General features: G+C 57.9%; 11 protein-coding genes and 1 pseudogene. 9 read left to right on the top strand and 3 right to left on the bottom strand.

Annotated elements, in window-relative coordinates; translation table 11 throughout:
* Positions 1-10: 10 nt before the first annotated feature.
* The 8 genes and pseudogenes from nuoI to M0746_RS07790 all read left to right on the top strand — a co-directional run bounded on the left by nuoI (position 11) and on the right by M0746_RS07790 (position 7,243).
* Positions 11-559, top strand: coding sequence for an NADH-quinone oxidoreductase subunit NuoI (nuoI, locus tag M0746_RS07825; protein ID WP_016775283.1), 549 nt, complete (start codon positions 11-13; stop codon positions 557-559).
* A gap of 9 nt (positions 560-568) precedes the next feature.
* Positions 569-1,069, top strand: coding sequence for an NADH-quinone oxidoreductase subunit J (gene nuoJ / locus M0746_RS07820; protein WP_090284375.1), 501 nt, complete (start codon positions 569-571; stop codon positions 1,067-1,069).
* 3 nt (positions 1,070-1,072) lie between these two features.
* The gene (gene nuoK, locus M0746_RS07815; RefSeq protein ID WP_003180046.1) at positions 1,073-1,381 is read left to right on the top strand and encodes an NADH-quinone oxidoreductase subunit NuoK; all 309 of its coding nucleotides are present in this window, start codon (positions 1,073-1,075) and stop codon (positions 1,379-1,381) included.
* Positions 1,378-3,231 carry an NADH-quinone oxidoreductase subunit L gene (gene nuoL, locus M0746_RS07810; protein ID WP_258448708.1) on the top strand — a complete coding sequence of 618 codons (1,854 nt, stop codon included), beginning with the start codon at positions 1,378-1,380 and terminating at the stop codon, positions 3,229-3,231. Before nuoK ends, nuoL begins: the two co-directional genes overlap by 4 nt.
* Before the next feature lie 39 nt (positions 3,232-3,270).
* Positions 3,271-4,803, top strand: a complete 1,533-nt coding sequence (gene nuoM / locus M0746_RS07805) for an NADH-quinone oxidoreductase subunit M (RefSeq protein ID WP_208940624.1) — start codon at positions 3,271-3,273, stop codon at positions 4,801-4,803.
* 7 nt (positions 4,804-4,810) lie between these two features.
* The gene (nuoN, locus tag M0746_RS07800) at positions 4,811-6,274 is read left to right on the top strand and encodes an NADH-quinone oxidoreductase subunit NuoN (RefSeq protein ID WP_208940623.1); all 1,464 of its coding nucleotides are present in this window, start codon (positions 4,811-4,813) and stop codon (positions 6,272-6,274) included.
* Positions 6,275-6,587: 313 nt separating this feature from the next.
* A pseudogene (locus M0746_RS07795) lies at positions 6,588-6,939 on the top strand (toxin).
* Positions 6,929-7,243, top strand: a complete 315-nt coding sequence (locus M0746_RS07790; RefSeq protein WP_126364511.1) for a helix-turn-helix domain-containing protein — start codon at positions 6,929-6,931, stop codon at positions 7,241-7,243. Before M0746_RS07795 ends, M0746_RS07790 begins: the two are co-directional and overlap by 11 nt.
* An 87-nt stretch (positions 7,244-7,330) precedes the next feature.
* Here M0746_RS07790 and M0746_RS07785 read toward each other — a convergent pair whose 3' ends face one another.
* The 3 genes from M0746_RS07785 to M0746_RS07775 all read right to left on the bottom strand — a co-directional run bounded on the left by M0746_RS07785 (position 7,331) and on the right by M0746_RS07775 (position 12,108).
* Positions 7,331-8,491 (bottom strand): hypothetical protein, encoded by a 1,161-nt coding sequence (locus M0746_RS07785; RefSeq protein WP_258448706.1) that lies wholly within the window; start codon positions 8,489-8,491, stop codon positions 7,331-7,333.
* A gap of 102 nt (positions 8,492-8,593) precedes the next feature.
* The gene (locus tag M0746_RS07780) at positions 8,594-10,159 is read right to left on the bottom strand and encodes a hypothetical protein (RefSeq protein WP_258448705.1); all 1,566 of its coding nucleotides are present in this window, start codon (positions 10,157-10,159) and stop codon (positions 8,594-8,596) included.
* A gap of 41 nt (positions 10,160-10,200) precedes the next feature.
* The gene (locus M0746_RS07775) at positions 10,201-12,108 is read right to left on the bottom strand and encodes a hypothetical protein (RefSeq protein ID WP_258448704.1); all 1,908 of its coding nucleotides are present in this window, start codon (positions 12,106-12,108) and stop codon (positions 10,201-10,203) included.
* Between the two features lie 285 nt (positions 12,109-12,393).
* On the opposite strand from M0746_RS07775, the gene M0746_RS07770 reads away from it, so the two are divergent.
* Complete coding sequence (locus M0746_RS07770) at positions 12,394-15,975, top strand: Tc toxin subunit A (RefSeq protein WP_258448703.1); 3,582 nt, start codon at positions 12,394-12,396, stop codon at positions 15,973-15,975.
* The last annotated feature ends 9 nt before the right edge of the window (positions 15,976-15,984 follow it).

Genomic DNA, 15,984 nt, shown 5'->3' with positions numbered 1-15,984 from the left:
GATTTGACCCATGTTCAAATATATTGGCGACATCGTTAAGGGTACCGGTACCCAGTTGCGCAGTCTGGTCATGGTCTTTGGCCATGGCTTTCGCAAGCGTGACACCCTGCAATATCCGGAAGAACAGGTCTACCTGCCGCCGCGTTACCGTGGCCGCATCGTCCTGACCCGCGACCCCGATGGCGAAGAACGCTGCGTAGCCTGCAACCTGTGCGCCGTGGCGTGCCCGGTGGGTTGCATCTCGCTGCAGAAAGCTGAAACCGAAGACGGTCGCTGGTACCCGGACTTCTTCCGTATCAACTTCTCGCGCTGCATTTTCTGCGGTCTCTGCGAGGAAGCCTGCCCGACCACCGCAATCCAGCTGACCCCGGATTTCGAGATGGCCGAGTTCAAACGTCAGGATCTGGTGTACGAGAAAGAAGATCTGCTGATCTCCGGCCCCGGCAAAAACCCTGATTACAACTTCTATCGTGTTGCAGGTATGGCAATCGCTGGCAAGCCGAAAGGCGCTGCGCAGAACGAAGCCGAACCGATCAACGTGAAGAGCTTGCTGCCTTAAGGAAGAACGATGGAATTCGCTTTCTATTTCGCATCGGGTATCGCGGTGGTGTCCACGCTTCGTGTGGTCACCAACACCAACCCTGTGCACGCCCTGCTCTACCTGATCATCTCGTTGATCGCCGTGGCCATGACCTTCTTCGCCCTCGGCGCACCGTTCGCCGGTGTGCTGGAAGTGATCGCCTACGCCGGCGCCATCATGGTGCTGTTCGTGTTCGTGGTGATGATGCTGAACCTGGGCCCGGCCTCGGTGCAGCAGGAACGCACCTGGCTCAAGCCCGGCATCTGGGCAGGACCGGTGATTCTTGCCGGGCTGCTGCTGGCCGAACTGCTGTATGTGCTGTTCGCTCACCAGAGCGGTCAGGCCATCGGCCACACCACCGTAGACGCCAAGGCCGTGGGCATCAGCCTGTTCGGCCCGTATCTGCTGGTGGTCGAACTCGCCTCGATGCTGCTGCTCGCCGCAGCCGTCACGGCGTTCCATTTGGGCCGTAACGAGGCGAAGGAGTAAGACATGCCTGCTATCCCTCTCGAGCATGGACTGGCGGTTGCCGGCATCCTGTTCTGCCTTGGTCTGGTCGGCCTGATGGTCCGCCGCAACATTTTGTTCGTGTTGATGAGTCTGGAAGTGATGATGAACGCCTCTGCCCTGGCCTTCATCGTCGCGGGCGCCCGCTGGGCGCAGCCGGATGGACAGATCATGTTCATCCTGGTGATCAGCCTGGCAGCCGCCGAAGCCAGTATTGGCCTGGCGATCCTGCTGCAACTGTATCGCCGCTTCCACACGCTCGATATCGACGCTGCCAGTGAGATGCGCGGATGAACCTGATCTTTCTGACTTTCGTATTTCCTCTCATCGGTTTCCTGCTGCTGTCGTTCTCCCGTGGACGCTGGTCGGAAAACCTCTCGGCGCTGGTCGGCGTGGGCTCCATTGGCCTGTCGGCGATTGTCACCGCCTACGTCATCTGGCAATTCAACGTCGCGCCTCCCGAAGGCGGTCACTACACCCTGGTGCTGTGGCAGTGGATGGCGGTGGAAGGCTTCAAGCCTGATTTCGCCCTCTACATCGACGGCCTGTCGATCACCATGCTCGGTGTGGTGGTGGGCGTCGGTTTCCTGATCCACCTGTTCGCGTCCTGGTACATGCGCGGCGAAGCGGGCTACTCGCGCTTCTTCTCGTACACCAACCTGTTTATCGCCAGCATGCTGTTCCTGGTGCTTGGCGATAACCTGTTGTTCCTGTACTTCGGCTGGGAAGGCGTGGGCCTGTGCTCGTACCTGTTGATCGGTTTCTACTACAGCAACCGCAACAACGGTAACGCTGCACTCAAAGCCTTCATCGTGACCCGGATCGGCGACGTGTTCATGGCCATCGGCCTGTTCATCCTGTTCCAGCAAGTGGGCACGTTGAACATCCAGGAACTGCTGGTGCTGGCGCCGCAGAAATTCCAGGTCGGCGATTTCTGGATCACCCTGGCCACCTTGATGCTGCTGGGTGGTGCGGTCGGTAAATCGGCACAACTGCCGCTGCAAACCTGGCTCGCCGACGCGATGGCCGGCCCTACCCCGGTGTCGGCACTGATTCACGCCGCGACCATGGTAACCGCCGGTGTCTACCTGATTGCCCGGACCCACGGTCTGTTCACCCTGGCGCCGGATATCCTGCACCTGGTCGGCATCGTTGGTGGCGTGACGCTGGTACTGGCCGGTTTCGCCGCGCTGGTGCAAACCGACATCAAACGTATCCTCGCCTACTCGACCATGAGCCAGATCGGCTACATGTTCCTGGCGCTGGGTGTTGGCGCATGGGATGGCGCGATTTTCCACCTGATGACCCACGCCTTCTTCAAGGCGCTGCTGTTCCTTGCTTCCGGTGCGGTGATCGTTGCCTGCCACCACGAGCAGAACATCTTCAAGATGGGCGGTCTGTGGAAAAAACTGCCACTGGCCTACGCCAGCTTCATCGTCGGTGGTGCTGCGCTGGCCGCTCTGCCACTGGTCACCGCAGGCTTCTACTCCAAGGACGAAATCCTTTGGGAAGCGTTCGCCAGCGGCAACCACGGCCTGCTGTATGCCGGTCTGGTCGGTGCGTTCATGACCTCGCTGTACACCTTCCGCCTGATCTTCATCACGTTCCACGGTGAAGCCAAGACCGAAGCCCACGCCGGCCACGGCGTCGCACACTGGCTGCCCCTGTCGGTGCTGATCGTGCTGTCGACTTTCGTCGGCGCGATGATCGTGCCGCCGCTGCACGGCGTTCTGCCGGAAAGCGTCGGCCATGCCGGTGGCGAAGCCAAGCACAGTCTGGAAATCGCCTCGGGTGCCATCGCCCTGGCCGGTATCCTGCTGGCGGCCCTGCTGTTCCTTGGCAAGCGTCGTTTCGTCACGGCGATCGCCAACAGCGGCATCGGCCGTTTCCTTTCGGCCTGGTGGTTCGCTGCCTGGGGCTTCGACTGGATCTACGACAAACTGTTCGTCAAGCCGTACCTTGCGATCAGCCATGTACTGCGCAAAGACCCGCTCGACCAGACCATCGGTCTGATCCCGCGTATGGCCAAGGGTGGTCACACTGCCCTGAGCCGTACCGAGACCGGTCAACTGCGTTGGTATGCCGCCTCGATGGCTGCTGGTGCCGTGCTGGTAATCGGCGCCATCGTGCTGGTAGCGGTCTGATATGAACCTTGCGAATTTGCGAAAGGAAACGAGCCCGTCATGATTCTGCCTTGGCTAATCCTGATCCCCTTCATCGGCGGCCTGCTGTGCTGGATGGGTGAGCGCTTCGGCGCTACCCTCCCGCGCTGGATTGCGCTGTTGACCATGACCCTGGAACTCGCCCTCGGCCTCTGGCTGTGGGCCCACGGTGACTATTCATTTGCACCGGCGCCGGGCGCCGATCCGACCTGGGCGCTTGAGTTCAAGCATGTCTGGATCCAGCGTTTCGGCATCAACGTGCACCTGGCCCTCGACGGCCTGTCGCTGTTGATGATCCTGCTGACCGGTCTGCTGGGTATCCTCTCGGTACTCTGCTCGTGGAAAGAGATTCAACGTCACGTTGGCTTCTTCCACCTGAACCTGATGTGGATCCTGGGCGGTGTGGTCGGCGTGTTCCTCGCCCTCGACCTGTTCATGTTCTTCTTCTTCTGGGAAATGATGCTGGTGCCGATGTACTTCCTCATCGCGCTCTGGGGTCACAGTTCTTCGGACGGCAAGAAAACCCGGATCTACGCAGCGACCAAATTCTTCATCTTCACGCAGGCTTCCGGCCTGATCATGCTGGTGGCGATCCTCGGTCTGGTGCTGGTCAACTTCAACAACACTGGCGTGATCACGTTCAACTACGCCGACCTGTTGAAAACCAAGATGTCGATGACCACCGAGTACATTCTGATGCTCGGCTTCTTCATCGCCTTCGCGGTCAAGCTGCCCGTGGTGCCGTTCCACTCGTGGTTGCCTGATGCTCACGCCCAGGCACCGACTGCCGGTTCCGTCGACCTCGCCGGTATTCTGCTGAAAACTGCGGCCTACGGCCTGCTGCGTTTCGCCCTGCCGCTGTTCCCGAATGCCTCGGCCGAGTTTGCGCCGATCGCCATGACCCTCGGTCTGATCGGGATTTTCTACGGCGCGTTCCTGGCCTTCGCACAAACCGACATCAAGCGTCTGATTGCCTTCTCTTCCGTTTCCCACATGGGTTTCGTGTTGATCGGCATCTACTCCGGCAGCCAACTGGCGCTGCAAGGCGCAGTGATCCAGATGTTGGCGCACGGTCTGTCGGCCGCGGCACTGTTTATCCTCAGCGGTCAGTTGTACGAGCGTCTGCATACTCGTGACATGCGCGAGATGGGCGGCCTGTGGTCGCGCATCGCGTACCTGCCGGCGATCAGCCTGTTCTTCGCGGCGGCGTCGCTGGGTCTGCCGGGTACCGGTAACTTTGTCGGCGAATTCCTGATCCTGATCGGCTCCTTCGCCAGCGCTCCATGGGTCACGGCGATCGCCACCTCCGGTCTGGTGTTCGGCTCGGTGTACTCGCTGATCATGATTCACCGTGCCTACTTCGGTCCGTCGAAATCCGACGCGGTGTTGCACGGGATGGACGCGCGCGAACTGATCATGGTGCTTGGCCTTGCGGTGCTGCTGGTTTACCTCGGCGTCTACCCGCAACCGTTCCTCGACACCTCTGCCGCCACGATGCATGGCGTGCAGCAGTGGCTCGGCACCGCCTTCACTCAACTCGCTTCGGCCCGGTAAGAGCGCTATGGAATTCACGATTCAACACTTTATTGCGCTTGCGCCACTGTTGATCACCAGCCTCACCATTATCGTGGTGATGCTGGCAATCGCCTGGCGCCGCAACCACTCGCAGACCTTCCTGATCTCGGTCGCTGGTCTGAATCTGGCTCTGCTGTCGATTTTGCCGGCGCTGAAAGTCGCGCCGCTGGCCGTGACGCCGTTGCTGCAGATCGACACCTTCGCTTGCCTGTACATGGCGCTGATCCTGGTCGCCACCCTCGCCTGCGTCACTCTTGCCCATGCTTATCTGGGTGATGGCGGCTCAGGCTACCCGGGCAACCGCGAAGAACTGTACCTGCTGATCCTGATGGCCGCCGCCGGTGGTCTGGTGTTGGTCAGCGCGCAGCACCTGGCCGGTTTGTTCATCGGTCTGGAACTGCTCTCGGTACCGGTTTACGGTCTGGTGGCTTACGCGTTCTTCAACAAGCGTTCGCTGGAAGCCGGCATCAAGTACATGGTGCTGTCGGCGGCCGGTTCCGCGTTCCTGCTGTTCGGTATGGCGCTGCTGTACGCAGACGCCGGTTCGCTGAGCTTCGTGGGTATCGGTCAGGCGCTGGCTGCAACTGGCTTGCCGAGCTCGCTGGCGCAACTGGGCCTGGGCATGATGCTGATCGGTCTGGCGTTCAAGCTGTCGCTGGTACCGTTCCACCTGTGGACGCCGGACGTTTACGAAGGTGCGCCGGCCCCGGTGGCGGCGTTTCTCGCCACGGCTTCGAAGGTGGCGGTGTTTGCGGTGATGGTGCGTCTGTTCCAGATCTCCCCTGCCGCCAGCAGCGGTGTGCTGAGCGACGTGCTCAGCGTCATCGCCGTCGCTTCGATCCTGTTCGGTAACCTGCTGGCCCTGACCCAGAGCAACCTCAAGCGTCTGCTCGGTTACTCGTCCATCGCGCACTTCGGCTACCTGCTGATCGCGCTGGTGGCGAGCAAGGGTCTGGCGGTGGAAGCCATCGGCGTGTACCTGGTCACCTACGTGATCACCAGCCTCGGCGCTTTCGGCGTGATCACCCTGATGTCGTCGCCGTACAACGGCCGTGACGCGGATGCTTTGTACGAATACCGCGGCCTGTTCTGGCGCCGCCCGTACCTGACTGCCGTGCTGACCGTGATGATGCTGTCGCTGGCCGGTATCCCGCTGACCGCGGGCTTCATCGGCAAGTTCTACATCATCGCCAGCGGTGTCGAATCGCACCAATGGTGGCTGGTCGGTGCGCTGGTGCTGGGCAGCGCCATCGGCGTGTTCTACTACCTGCGCGTGATGGTCACCCTGTACCTGATCGAGCCGAACCTGCGTCGACACGACGCCCAACTGCACTGGGAGCAAAAGGCAGGCGGCGTGATGCTGCTGGCCATCGCCCTGGTCGCATTCTTCCTGGGTGTGTACCCGCAGCCATTGCTGACGCTGGTACAGCAGGCGGGTCTGGCGGGCTGATTGCTCCGTTAGAACGGGAAACAAAAAACGGCACCTTCGGGTGCCGTTTTTTTGCGCGGTTTTTTTCGCAGCAAACAGTACGTGGCGAGCGCCGCATCCGGTCCGGCTTACGGAGTCGAGGTCTTTTTCCGACACGCCAGTCGCGACGTCTCCCCTCCCCTCTATCTCCTCTTCTCACTCCACATGTAGACGCTTCCTACAGGTGTTTTTGCGAGCGGAGTCTAGCGTTGAATAAGCAGCGAAAAGGATGGCTCGGAGGCCTTGACCAATTCGCTTTTCAAGGACAACACTATACGTAGGCAGCGTACCAAACATGGATGCTCTTTTTATCGAACTCCCTGCGTTTCAGAAGCACCGCGATGACTACCTCGACGAGGACCTGTTTCTCAGTTTCCAACTGGAATTACTGAAAAACCCCAAAGCAGGCGATCTCATCGAAGAAACCGGAGGGCTACGAAAAATCCGCTTCTGCGATCAACGACGGGGCAAAGGCAAGCGCAGCGGATTACGCATCATTTATTACTGGTGGTCAGGCTTCGATCAGTTCTGGCTGTTCACCGTCTACAGCAAAAACGATCAAGACGACCTGACGCCCGCGCAGAGAAAACTGTTCAGGCAAACGCTGGATCGAGAACTCAACACGAGAACCCCACTATGAAACGTGACATTTTTTCCGAACTGATGGATGGTCTCGACGCCCTGGCCGATGAGCGCCAAGGCAAGATCACATTGCGCACCCACAAGGTTCAGTTACCCAAACTGGTGCCGATCACCGCCGAAGAAGTGGTCGCCATCCGTCAACAGCTCAACCTGTCCCGATCGGTGTTTGCGATGTACCTGCGCACCAACACCCGCACGCTCGAAAACTGGGAACAGGGCCGAGCGACGCCCAATGCCCAGGCGACAACATTGATTCGTCTGGTTGAGCGCTTTCCACAGACGATCGAACAGCTCGCGGCACTGAGCTGATATTCGACATGGCTCATCTTGAAGAAATGAAAACGCCTTTCCTCTGGCGAGAAAAGGCGTTGGCTACGTCCGGGACATCGAGGTTTCTCAGACGGTAGTTCCGTCATAGCGGTTGAGAATGGAAAACCTGGGGTTTTGCCCATCTGTGTAAAAAACCGAAAACCGACCGTCAGACTGAGTGTTCCCGGACAAAGGCGGCCTTCCGTCATAAGTGGTTGTCACTAACACACCAGCGGCAGCCCGCTCCGTGAACGTCGACTCCACGAGAATTCCGTACTCCATATTGCCGGGCGGAAATGCCACCTCCCTGGGTCCGAACCATTTAGCGATGCGGACTTTGTTATGCCCAAGAGACATCGGTAATTTCAACGAATCGAAGTCCCACGCCGGCACCCTCAACCACGCTGAAAAGCCGCCGGCCTGACTGCTATTTTTGCAATCCAGCAACCAGCACGCGCCCTCGGCACCCAAAGTCTGCGCAGTGCTCGGGCTTACCGTTACGCCTAGACCCAGTGCTTCTGCGCTCAACTCAAAAGTCACCTTCTGCCCAAGGAACCGACTGTCAGGCTTTGCCTTCACGTTAATGATGTGCGCCGCACCCAGGCAGGGATAAGCCGGGTCGCCCCCGAAAGTTTGCGTAAACGAATCGAGATCGATCTCCACATCGTCTGTCATATTTCCGCCTTCAACGCGACCCGGCAACTGCCAGCCTGGCAGTAGCGCGCTGACTACGCTCAAACCGAAAACACCGGTGCTGCACTCCTTCGTTGAGATATCCCAGCGAATAGATGCTCCCGGCATAATCGTCTGAGGTGTTCCCAGATCCGGCACGAAGGTCAGGCCTCGTTCCGAGGCGTCCCAAAAATCCTGCAGGATCACGGTAGTACCGATCAAAGTACTGTTGTCGTTCGCCTTCAGCTCCAGCTTATAGGGCAGGTTCCTTCGCAGCAGCATCAGATCGCTTACCGCCAGATCAACCCGCTCGCCGTCCAGATAAAGCCCGGCCTCCTTGGTCCATTCGTCATGCAGCGCGGTCATTACTTCGTAGCGGGCGGTCATCACCACATCGTCGTTCTGCCGGGTAATATCAGCCAGAACTTCACTTTTGCCGACGGTGGCAGGTGTGTATCGGTATTGCGTCCAACCCTGCACGTCGGTTTCCGTACTGGCCAGTATTTCCTCCTCACCATTGAGACGCCATTCCACTGTGATGCCTTGGGCGGCTTCTGCAATGACACCATCAATCACTTGGACTCTCAACAATACGCTCTGACCAGTGCCCATAACCGGCGTACCAATGACCGGGGCGGCATCGCCAATCGCGTACTTGGAGTCGACGACATAGAAAAGCTAGAGGCTCAGTCCATTCGGAACAGTCGCCGTCGACTCTCTGCTGTGCCCGCACACTATAGGAAGCAACAGGCCACTCCTCTTTTGCCTTCCAACGCCAATCCACCGAACCCGCGACGCTATCAATGGGCGTCTCGGCTTCATTCGCATGGCACAGAACGATCTCTCCCCGGTTTCGCCTTTACCTCGGATCTGCGGTTTACGCAAAGTGTTGCCGCCCGGCGAAGGCACTAAAAATATCGGGGGTTTTGGCGGTGGTTTTACCGTAAATGAATGGCCAGCACTCCAATCGGAACCGGGTCCGTCCAATGCTTGCATGACTTGGAGGTCGATTTCGCCTGGCTCCAGAGGATTAATGACGGTGAAGACGAGATTGCCGCTGGCGTCCGCGATGTTTTCGTACAACACATCGCTATCTTTGAGACGAACGGAAATTAACGCACCTTGCAGGCCGGCGATTTTGATGGTCGGGTATCGAGAGGTCCTGCCACCCCTTTGCGGCTCAAGAATCACGGGGCTTTCCGGCTTCTCCCCAACCTCAACGGTGAAGGTGCAGAGGTCGCTGTAGTCAGAGTCCATACCGTTTACTGTTTGTATAACCTTGACCGTATTTTCACCCGGCCCCCAATCCGACTGAGGCGTGAAAACGCAACCGGCGCCGTTCACAGCAAAATCGCCAAGCACATTGTCGTCGGTTTCTGTGAACATTTGCAGGGTGACGGTGCCGGTCGCGACGCCGGTAATGATCAGTACCTGATTACTGGCAGCCGGGTCAGGTGGCGGCGCGATGACTGGTTTCGATGGCTTCACGCTCACGGTAACCAGATCGCTTGGATCGGAAACCACACCATTAACGGTCTGCACGACCTTGACTTGCGTCGCACCGGCAACCCAATTCGCTGTTGGCGTAAAAGTGCGTGTGCTACCGCTGCTGGTAAAACTACCGGCCACTGCTACATCTGCGGCGTCGAACATTTCCAGGATGACGGTGCCGGTCGCGACGCCGGTAATGGTCAGTACCTGATTACTGGCAGCCGGGTCAGGTGGCGGCACGATGACTGGCTTCGATGGCTTCACGCTCACGGTAACCAGATCGCTTGGATCGGAAACCACACCATTAACGGTCTGCACGACCTTGACTTGCGTTGTACCCGCCGCCCAGTTCGCTGTCGGCGTGAAAGTGCGCGTGCTGCCACTGCCGGTGAAACTGCCAATCACCGGTGCATCTCGCTCCGTAGACATTTGCAGCATGACGACACCTGCCACGACGCCGGTAACGGTCAGTGCCTGTATTGCTGAGGCTGGGCTGGGTGGCGGTGTGATGGCGGGTCTGGATGGCTTCGCTGAGAAGGAGATGTGATCGCTCGGATCCGAACCCATTAAGTCTATGATTTGAACAACCTTTACACGATTGATGCCTGGAGCCCAGTCCAAGGTTGGCGTAAAAGTACGTGTGCTTCCACTGCCAGTAAAATCGCCAGCCACCGTTACGTCTTTCTCTGTATACAGGCGCAGGTTGACGTTCCCTGCCACGACGCCAGTAATGGTCAGCGCTTGATTCGGCATGGACGGATCAGGCGGCAAAGTGATGGCCGGTTTGGATGGCTTCACTCTGATTGAAACAAGATTGCTCCAATATGAAGGCATGCCCCCACGAATTGACGGGCCTTGAGACCGGTGGCTCCTGCTGGCCAGTCCGAAGTTGGCGTAAAACTAGCGTAGACACCGCCCGTGAAATGACCTTCCACCGTATCGCCTTCCTCAGTGGCGACTTGCACCGTGGCAAATTCCATGAGACGGGTAAAAGTGAGTTTCTGTCTTGGTGAAGCCGGTATAGGGGGATATTCGATGGTAAGTTTTTCTGGTCTCGCTCCAATGTACTCAATATCGCTCGGATCCGAGGCCACGCCATCTACCGTTTGAACGGCTTTTACCCCGGTGCCTGCTACCCAGTTCGAAGTTGGCATAAAAGTACGTGTGCTTCCGCTGCCAGTGAAAAAGCCACCGACCGTTGCGTCCTTCTGATTGTACAAGTTCAGCATGTCGTTGCCTGTTACAACGCCGGTAATGGTCAGCGCCTGTTTGATCTCGGGCGGGCTGGGTGGCGGAGTAATAACCAGTCTGGGTGGTTTAACTACAATGGAAACAAGATCGCTCGGATCCGAATCTACACCACCTACGGTTTGAACGACCTTGACCCGGCCTGGAACCCAGTCGGCTGTTGGAGTGAAATTGCGTGTGCTGCCGTTGCCGCTGAAATTGCCATCCACCGGTTCGTCTGCCTCGGTGGATATTTTCAGTGTGACGTTACCTGCCACGACGCCGGTAATGGTGAGTATCTGTCTTGCTGGGCCCGGATTGACCGGCGGTGTAATGGCGGGTCTGGATGGCTTCACTTCGATGGAAACAAAATCGCTCGGATCCGAAGCCACGCCATTTACGGTTTGAACGACGTTGACCCGGGTTGTGCCTGCATCCCATCGCAAGCTTGGTGTAAAACTGCGTATGTTTCCACCACCTATGAAAGCGCCATCCACCAGTGAGTCATCCTCGGTGTGCATTTGCAGCGCGATGTTACCTGCCACGACTCCGCTTATCTCCAGTGCCTGCATGACCGAGGCCGGGCTGGGGGGCGGTGTGATGACTGGTCTGGACGGTTTCACTGGAATAAAAACAAGATTGCTCGGATTCGAAGGCACACCATCCAGGAATTGAACGACCTTGACCCGAATGCCTGCAGCCCAGTCGTAGGTTGGTGTGAAAGTGCGAGTTGCACCACTGCCAGTGAAACCGCCTTCAACCGGTGTGCCTTCTTCAGTAGACAATTGCAGTGTGACGTTACCTGTCACGACGCCGGTAATGGTCAGTATCTGTCTTGCTGAGGCAGGACTGGGTGGCGCAGGTATGCCGGGTATGGATGGCCTTACTCCAATGGATACAAGATCGCTCGGGTCTGAAGCCAAGCCACCTACGGTTTGAACGACCTTGACCCAATTGAGGCCTGCTGCCCAGTTCGTGGTTGGCGTAAAAGTGCGCATGTTGCCACTACCAGTGGAACTGCCAACCACTGGTGCGTGTAGATCGGTGGACATTTGCAGCGTGACGTTGCCTGCCACGACGCCGGTAATGGTCAGCGCCTGTTTGACCGCAGCCGGGTAAGGCGGCAAGTTGATGGTCGGCCTGGGCGGTTTAAGATCGGGTACGTGCAAGTTGTAACAATATGCCCAATCACTCCAGAGCCAAGCCTGTTTGTACCTGACTCTGAAATTGAAATAGGCATTAAAGCGATCAAAAGCAATATCGGGTACCCAATGCTCCAACTTTACCCACTCATCCTCGTAACCATGATGGTCAGTTGCTTCACCCCAACATTCGATTTTCCAACTATCAGCCAGTGCAGGGGCTAAAGCTACGATATTGAACCCAAAAGGCGAGACTGTTGAATTATCCAAAGGTGACAGGATTAGCGGTGCCACCCACGCCCCATTCGGTTGTAGTGCGTTTTTATCATCCATCCCTATCGCTCCCATTCTGGCGGCGCAATTACCGGCCTCAATGGCGCGACTTTTAACTCCATTCAACGCCTACACACACCTGTCAACTCTGTCAGTGCCGACGAATGGTCGAGCATGGAATACGTTATTACGGGTTCAGGATAAGAACGTCCTTTTATTGCGACACGATCTAAAAAAAACCGTGAACCTGTAAAGTCTGACAGGTTACGCCGCATTCTTTTGCCTCTATCTTGATCCTGCCAGGCATTCTCGGATGCCTCCCTTTTCGGCAGGAGATCCAAAGTCATGGCCGACACCCCCTCACTGTTAAACGCGCTCATCAAGCCTGAAGCCCCAGTGAAAAAGGGCCGCAACACCTTCGCCACGGCCATGCAGAAAATGGGCTTCACCTCGGTCTTCGATATCGTGCTGTTGCCCAAGGCGGCATTCGCCCGTCAGCTCGCCCGGTACAGCGATGCCAACGCTGACCTGGCTTACGACAACGCGATGGGATACGCGGCATTGATTGCGCGTTTGTATCGTGAATACAAAACCTCTTCAGGGACAGTTCAGCAGTTGGCGCGACGCAGTGGCCTTCGCGCACTGGTGCCGTCGGGTCCGACTTTTCAGGGGCAGTTCAAGGAGAACTGGGACGAGTACTGCGAGGTGGGGGCTATTGCCGACGCGACCGGACCTGTCGCTTATTTATCTGCACTGAGAATATTTGCCAGCCAGCTGGAAGATACCAGTACCGACACCCTGCGCCTCTTGATGGAAAAGCGTCGTCCTGATTTGAAGGACCTGTTGATCACTCACGAGAGCACCTTCACTCCGAGGCCGATGCTGGAAATCGTCAACGAGGTACTGGAGCGTCATCTACGCGCGTGGCTGGATCGCAATCCTGCCGACAAAGCTCGCTCTATCCATGAAGTCCTGGCTGATCGGCACTACCCTTTCGAATTGCCCTATAACTTCTATCACCACCAATGCCGTTTGGGCCTTGACGATAAAAAGCCGCAGTTGGGCGAATTGAATTACCTGGCCAGCCTGTTGCTTCCGATCAAACAGGCAGCAGCCAACGATTACGGGCAGTTACAGCAACTGGCGTCACAGGCGCAACGGCTGCTGTGCGGGTTGAGTCCACAACAACAGCAATTGCTGATCGAACCCTCGGTATTCAGCGACTTTTATCTGACCCGCAGTGATCTGATCGATGGCTGGCAAAGCCCCCTCACCGCCTATCTGCGGCCGCATACCACGCAGAGCAGATGTTATCTGCTGCTGCCGGGGCAGGCAGATATCGTGACCGCAACACCGTTGGCGGACACGCCAACCGATGCAACTGGCGCTAAAACCGCAGTATCACTGACCTTTCACAACGACGCCGGGACCCAGCTCGCCAGTATCGATCTGAGCTCAAACGTCTCGGCCCCGCCAGGGGCTGGATGGCTGGTGAATCGTCTGCACGCTGCCGGTAACTCCATCATTGCGCATTTCAAGGCGACTACCCTCCCGACGCCCACAGAACAGGGATATATCGCCAGATTTGAACTGATCACCGTCACCGGAACCGCGGCCGAACCGGTCCGTCTGGCCAGGCAACGCTTCGCCCTGACACTGGATGAGCAATACAGCCTGACAAGCACAGAGCAGGACTTTCTCAAAAGAAGCTACGGTATCCAGGCCAACAGCGATTCGACCGTGTGGCAATTGACCCTGATGACCGACTTCATGCAACGCACTGGCTTGAATGCGGAACAAGTCGAGCAACTTGTCGCTCGCCGCAGGTTCGAGGTGCGCGTGTCGCCGAGTTGCCCTGACCTGCAGCCAGCCCGCAACGTCGGTGCGCAACGGCGAACCACCGACAGGGTATCGGAGTTTTCTTATCCAGATCGCTACGGCGCCTGTTACGTCAATGGCACCGGCCCCGGCACCGAGCTGTACGAACGTGAGCAGGAAACGTCCCCCGAGAAAGTCCTGCACGATGACTCGGACAACGCCATCGGGCTGGAGCAGACAGCGTCGGCGGACAGCACACAATGGCGCCTGACCAAAGTCTCGCTGGACCGTCTCGATCGCCTGCAGCGAATGGCCCGTCTGCATCGCTGGACCGGCATTCCTTTCGCCCATCTCGACACCTTGATCATCAGCGCCATACGTGCCGAAGGCGAAGCCAACCTGGGCATGGAACTCAACGAAAATACCCTGCGTGCGCTAGGCGTCTATCGCTACCTCAACCATCACTACTCCATAGAACCTGAACAATTCGCAGCGCTGATGCACGACCTCAGCCCCTATGCCAGTGGCAAGGACCAGGTGCCGTTGTTCGATCAGGTGTTCAATCGCGTCCAGTTGTTCGACACGCCGCTGATTCTCGATCAAAGCGTTATCGATCTAACATCCGGCGATGCCGCCACGCTGAAAACCGTGCTGCAGTTGTGCGCCGGCCTGAAGGTGCAGCCGACCGAAGATTCGTTCTTGTTGATTGCCGCGCAAACCAACGACCATTTCGGCTCACTGCGCCGCGACTTGCCGACTATCTCTTCACTCTATCGTCAGACATTGGTGGCGCAGTTATTTGGCCACTCGGTGGCCGAGGTGCTGACATTGGCGAAACTGCTGGGAGGCAAAGCGTTCCTGACCGCGTTGGTCGGCGGCCATTTGAGTGCCAGGACGGAAACGCCAGCACCCGACATTCTCGATGTGCTGATGATTTTGCACTGGGCGTTTGACTGGCTCAAGCAGAGCCAGCAAACCGTTGATCGCTTGCAGCAGCGCTTGGGGCCGCCCGCTCTGCTGCGTGCCGATACACCGGAGGATGCTCGCCGCACCCGCTTAACTGAAGAGACATTGTCTGACGATCTGCGCGCGCGACTGGTGAAATTACAGCGCGACACACGCCAAAGCCTGATCACCAAAGAGCAAGTCGCTGCGTTGGGACTTCCGCCCCGAAATGGCGACTCTGGGGGTGAAATCAATTGGTTCGAGTTACTCGATGATCACGACTTGATCAGTTCCGAAGGACTGATAGCTGGCCTGGACAAGCCTTTGACGCTGATGGACGAACCGATCGGCTGGCTGGAGACTGGAGTGGCGTCATTGCTCCAGCACCTGATTCTGCAGCCCGAAGTCAAAGCCGCATGCGCTGCGAAACTCATCGACTTGCTGCTCCGCGCCCATGACCATCAGAGCCAACTGCTCGAAGGCCTGTTCCAGGAAACCGCGCAACTCCCGGCAGATCGCTGCAACGCGGTCATTCATTGGGCACACTCTTCGATTTACAGCATTTTGCTCGCTGCCCTGGAGGACACGCTGGAGGTGCTTATCGAGCATTTCCAGCGCGTATCGCGCCACGCGCAAATCATCGTAGAACTGCGGTTGAGCAATAGCGCCTTACGCGCGTTTGTCGTCAACCCGGCCTGGCTCGGTGGTGTGCAATACACCGGCAGCGGCGGCGAACCAACGCTCTCCGACCTCTACCTGCTCGAGCGTTTCAGTCATTGGTTCCATAGCCAGAGCCAACCGGAGGACAGCCTGCTGAGCTACTTCACTTGTGCCAACCCACCCAAGGTACAACTGAAGAACAAGGCTTTGCGCCAGCTCGCCAGCGAAACCGCCAATGCGGCGCTGGCCCACCTGCTGGAATGGTCGGAGGCGGAAATCAGCACACTGACCGACATTCTGCCCGACAAACGCGCCAGTTCCATGGCTCACGTCGATTGGGTACGGCGCTGCCAGGCTGCCTGCCAGGCCAGCGGTTTGTCCGCTACCGCGCTGCTGCAAGCCACCGATCTGACCGACACCAGCTCGCTGGAGGACTGGAAAGCCGTAGGTCAAGCGGTCATGGCCACTCACTCCGCCGCCGCTGCCGCAATGGCCACTGACTAAGGAACGATC

Source organism: Pseudomonas sp. S11P7, assembly GCF_023195435.1.
GTDB classification, from domain to species: Bacteria; Pseudomonadota; Gammaproteobacteria; order Pseudomonadales; family Pseudomonadaceae; genus Aquipseudomonas; species Aquipseudomonas fluorescens_G.
This window is presented reverse-complemented; position numbering and strand designations above follow the sequence as displayed.

What these genes read in the sequence shown, in the direction of transcription:
- nuoL (WP_258448708.1), top strand. Translation starts at nt 1,378, where the DNA reads ATGAACCTGATCTTTCTGACTTTCGTATTTCCTCTCATCGGTTTCCTG.
- M0746_RS07790 (WP_126364511.1), top strand. Translation starts at nt 6,929, where the DNA reads ATGAAACGTGACATTTTTTCCGAACTGATGGATGGTCTCGACGCCCTG.
- nuoM (WP_208940624.1), top strand. Translation starts at nt 3,271, where the DNA reads ATGATTCTGCCTTGGCTAATCCTGATCCCCTTCATCGGCGGCCTGCTG.
- nuoI (WP_016775283.1), top strand. Translation starts at nt 11, where the DNA reads ATGTTCAAATATATTGGCGACATCGTTAAGGGTACCGGTACCCAGTTG.
- nuoN (WP_208940623.1), top strand. Translation starts at nt 4,811, where the DNA reads ATGGAATTCACGATTCAACACTTTATTGCGCTTGCGCCACTGTTGATC.
- nuoK (WP_003180046.1), top strand. Translation starts at nt 1,073, where the DNA reads ATGCCTGCTATCCCTCTCGAGCATGGACTGGCGGTTGCCGGCATCCTG.
- M0746_RS07780 (WP_258448705.1), bottom strand. Translation starts at nt 10,159, where the DNA reads ATGCCGAATCAAGCGCTGACCATTACTGGCGTCGTGGCAGGGAACGTC.
- M0746_RS07775 (WP_258448704.1), bottom strand. Translation starts at nt 12,108, where the DNA reads ATGGATGATAAAAACGCACTACAACCGAATGGGGCGTGGGTGGCACCG.
- nuoJ (WP_090284375.1), top strand. Translation starts at nt 569, where the DNA reads ATGGAATTCGCTTTCTATTTCGCATCGGGTATCGCGGTGGTGTCCACG.
- M0746_RS07770 (WP_258448703.1), top strand. Translation starts at nt 12,394, where the DNA reads ATGGCCGACACCCCCTCACTGTTAAACGCGCTCATCAAGCCTGAAGCC.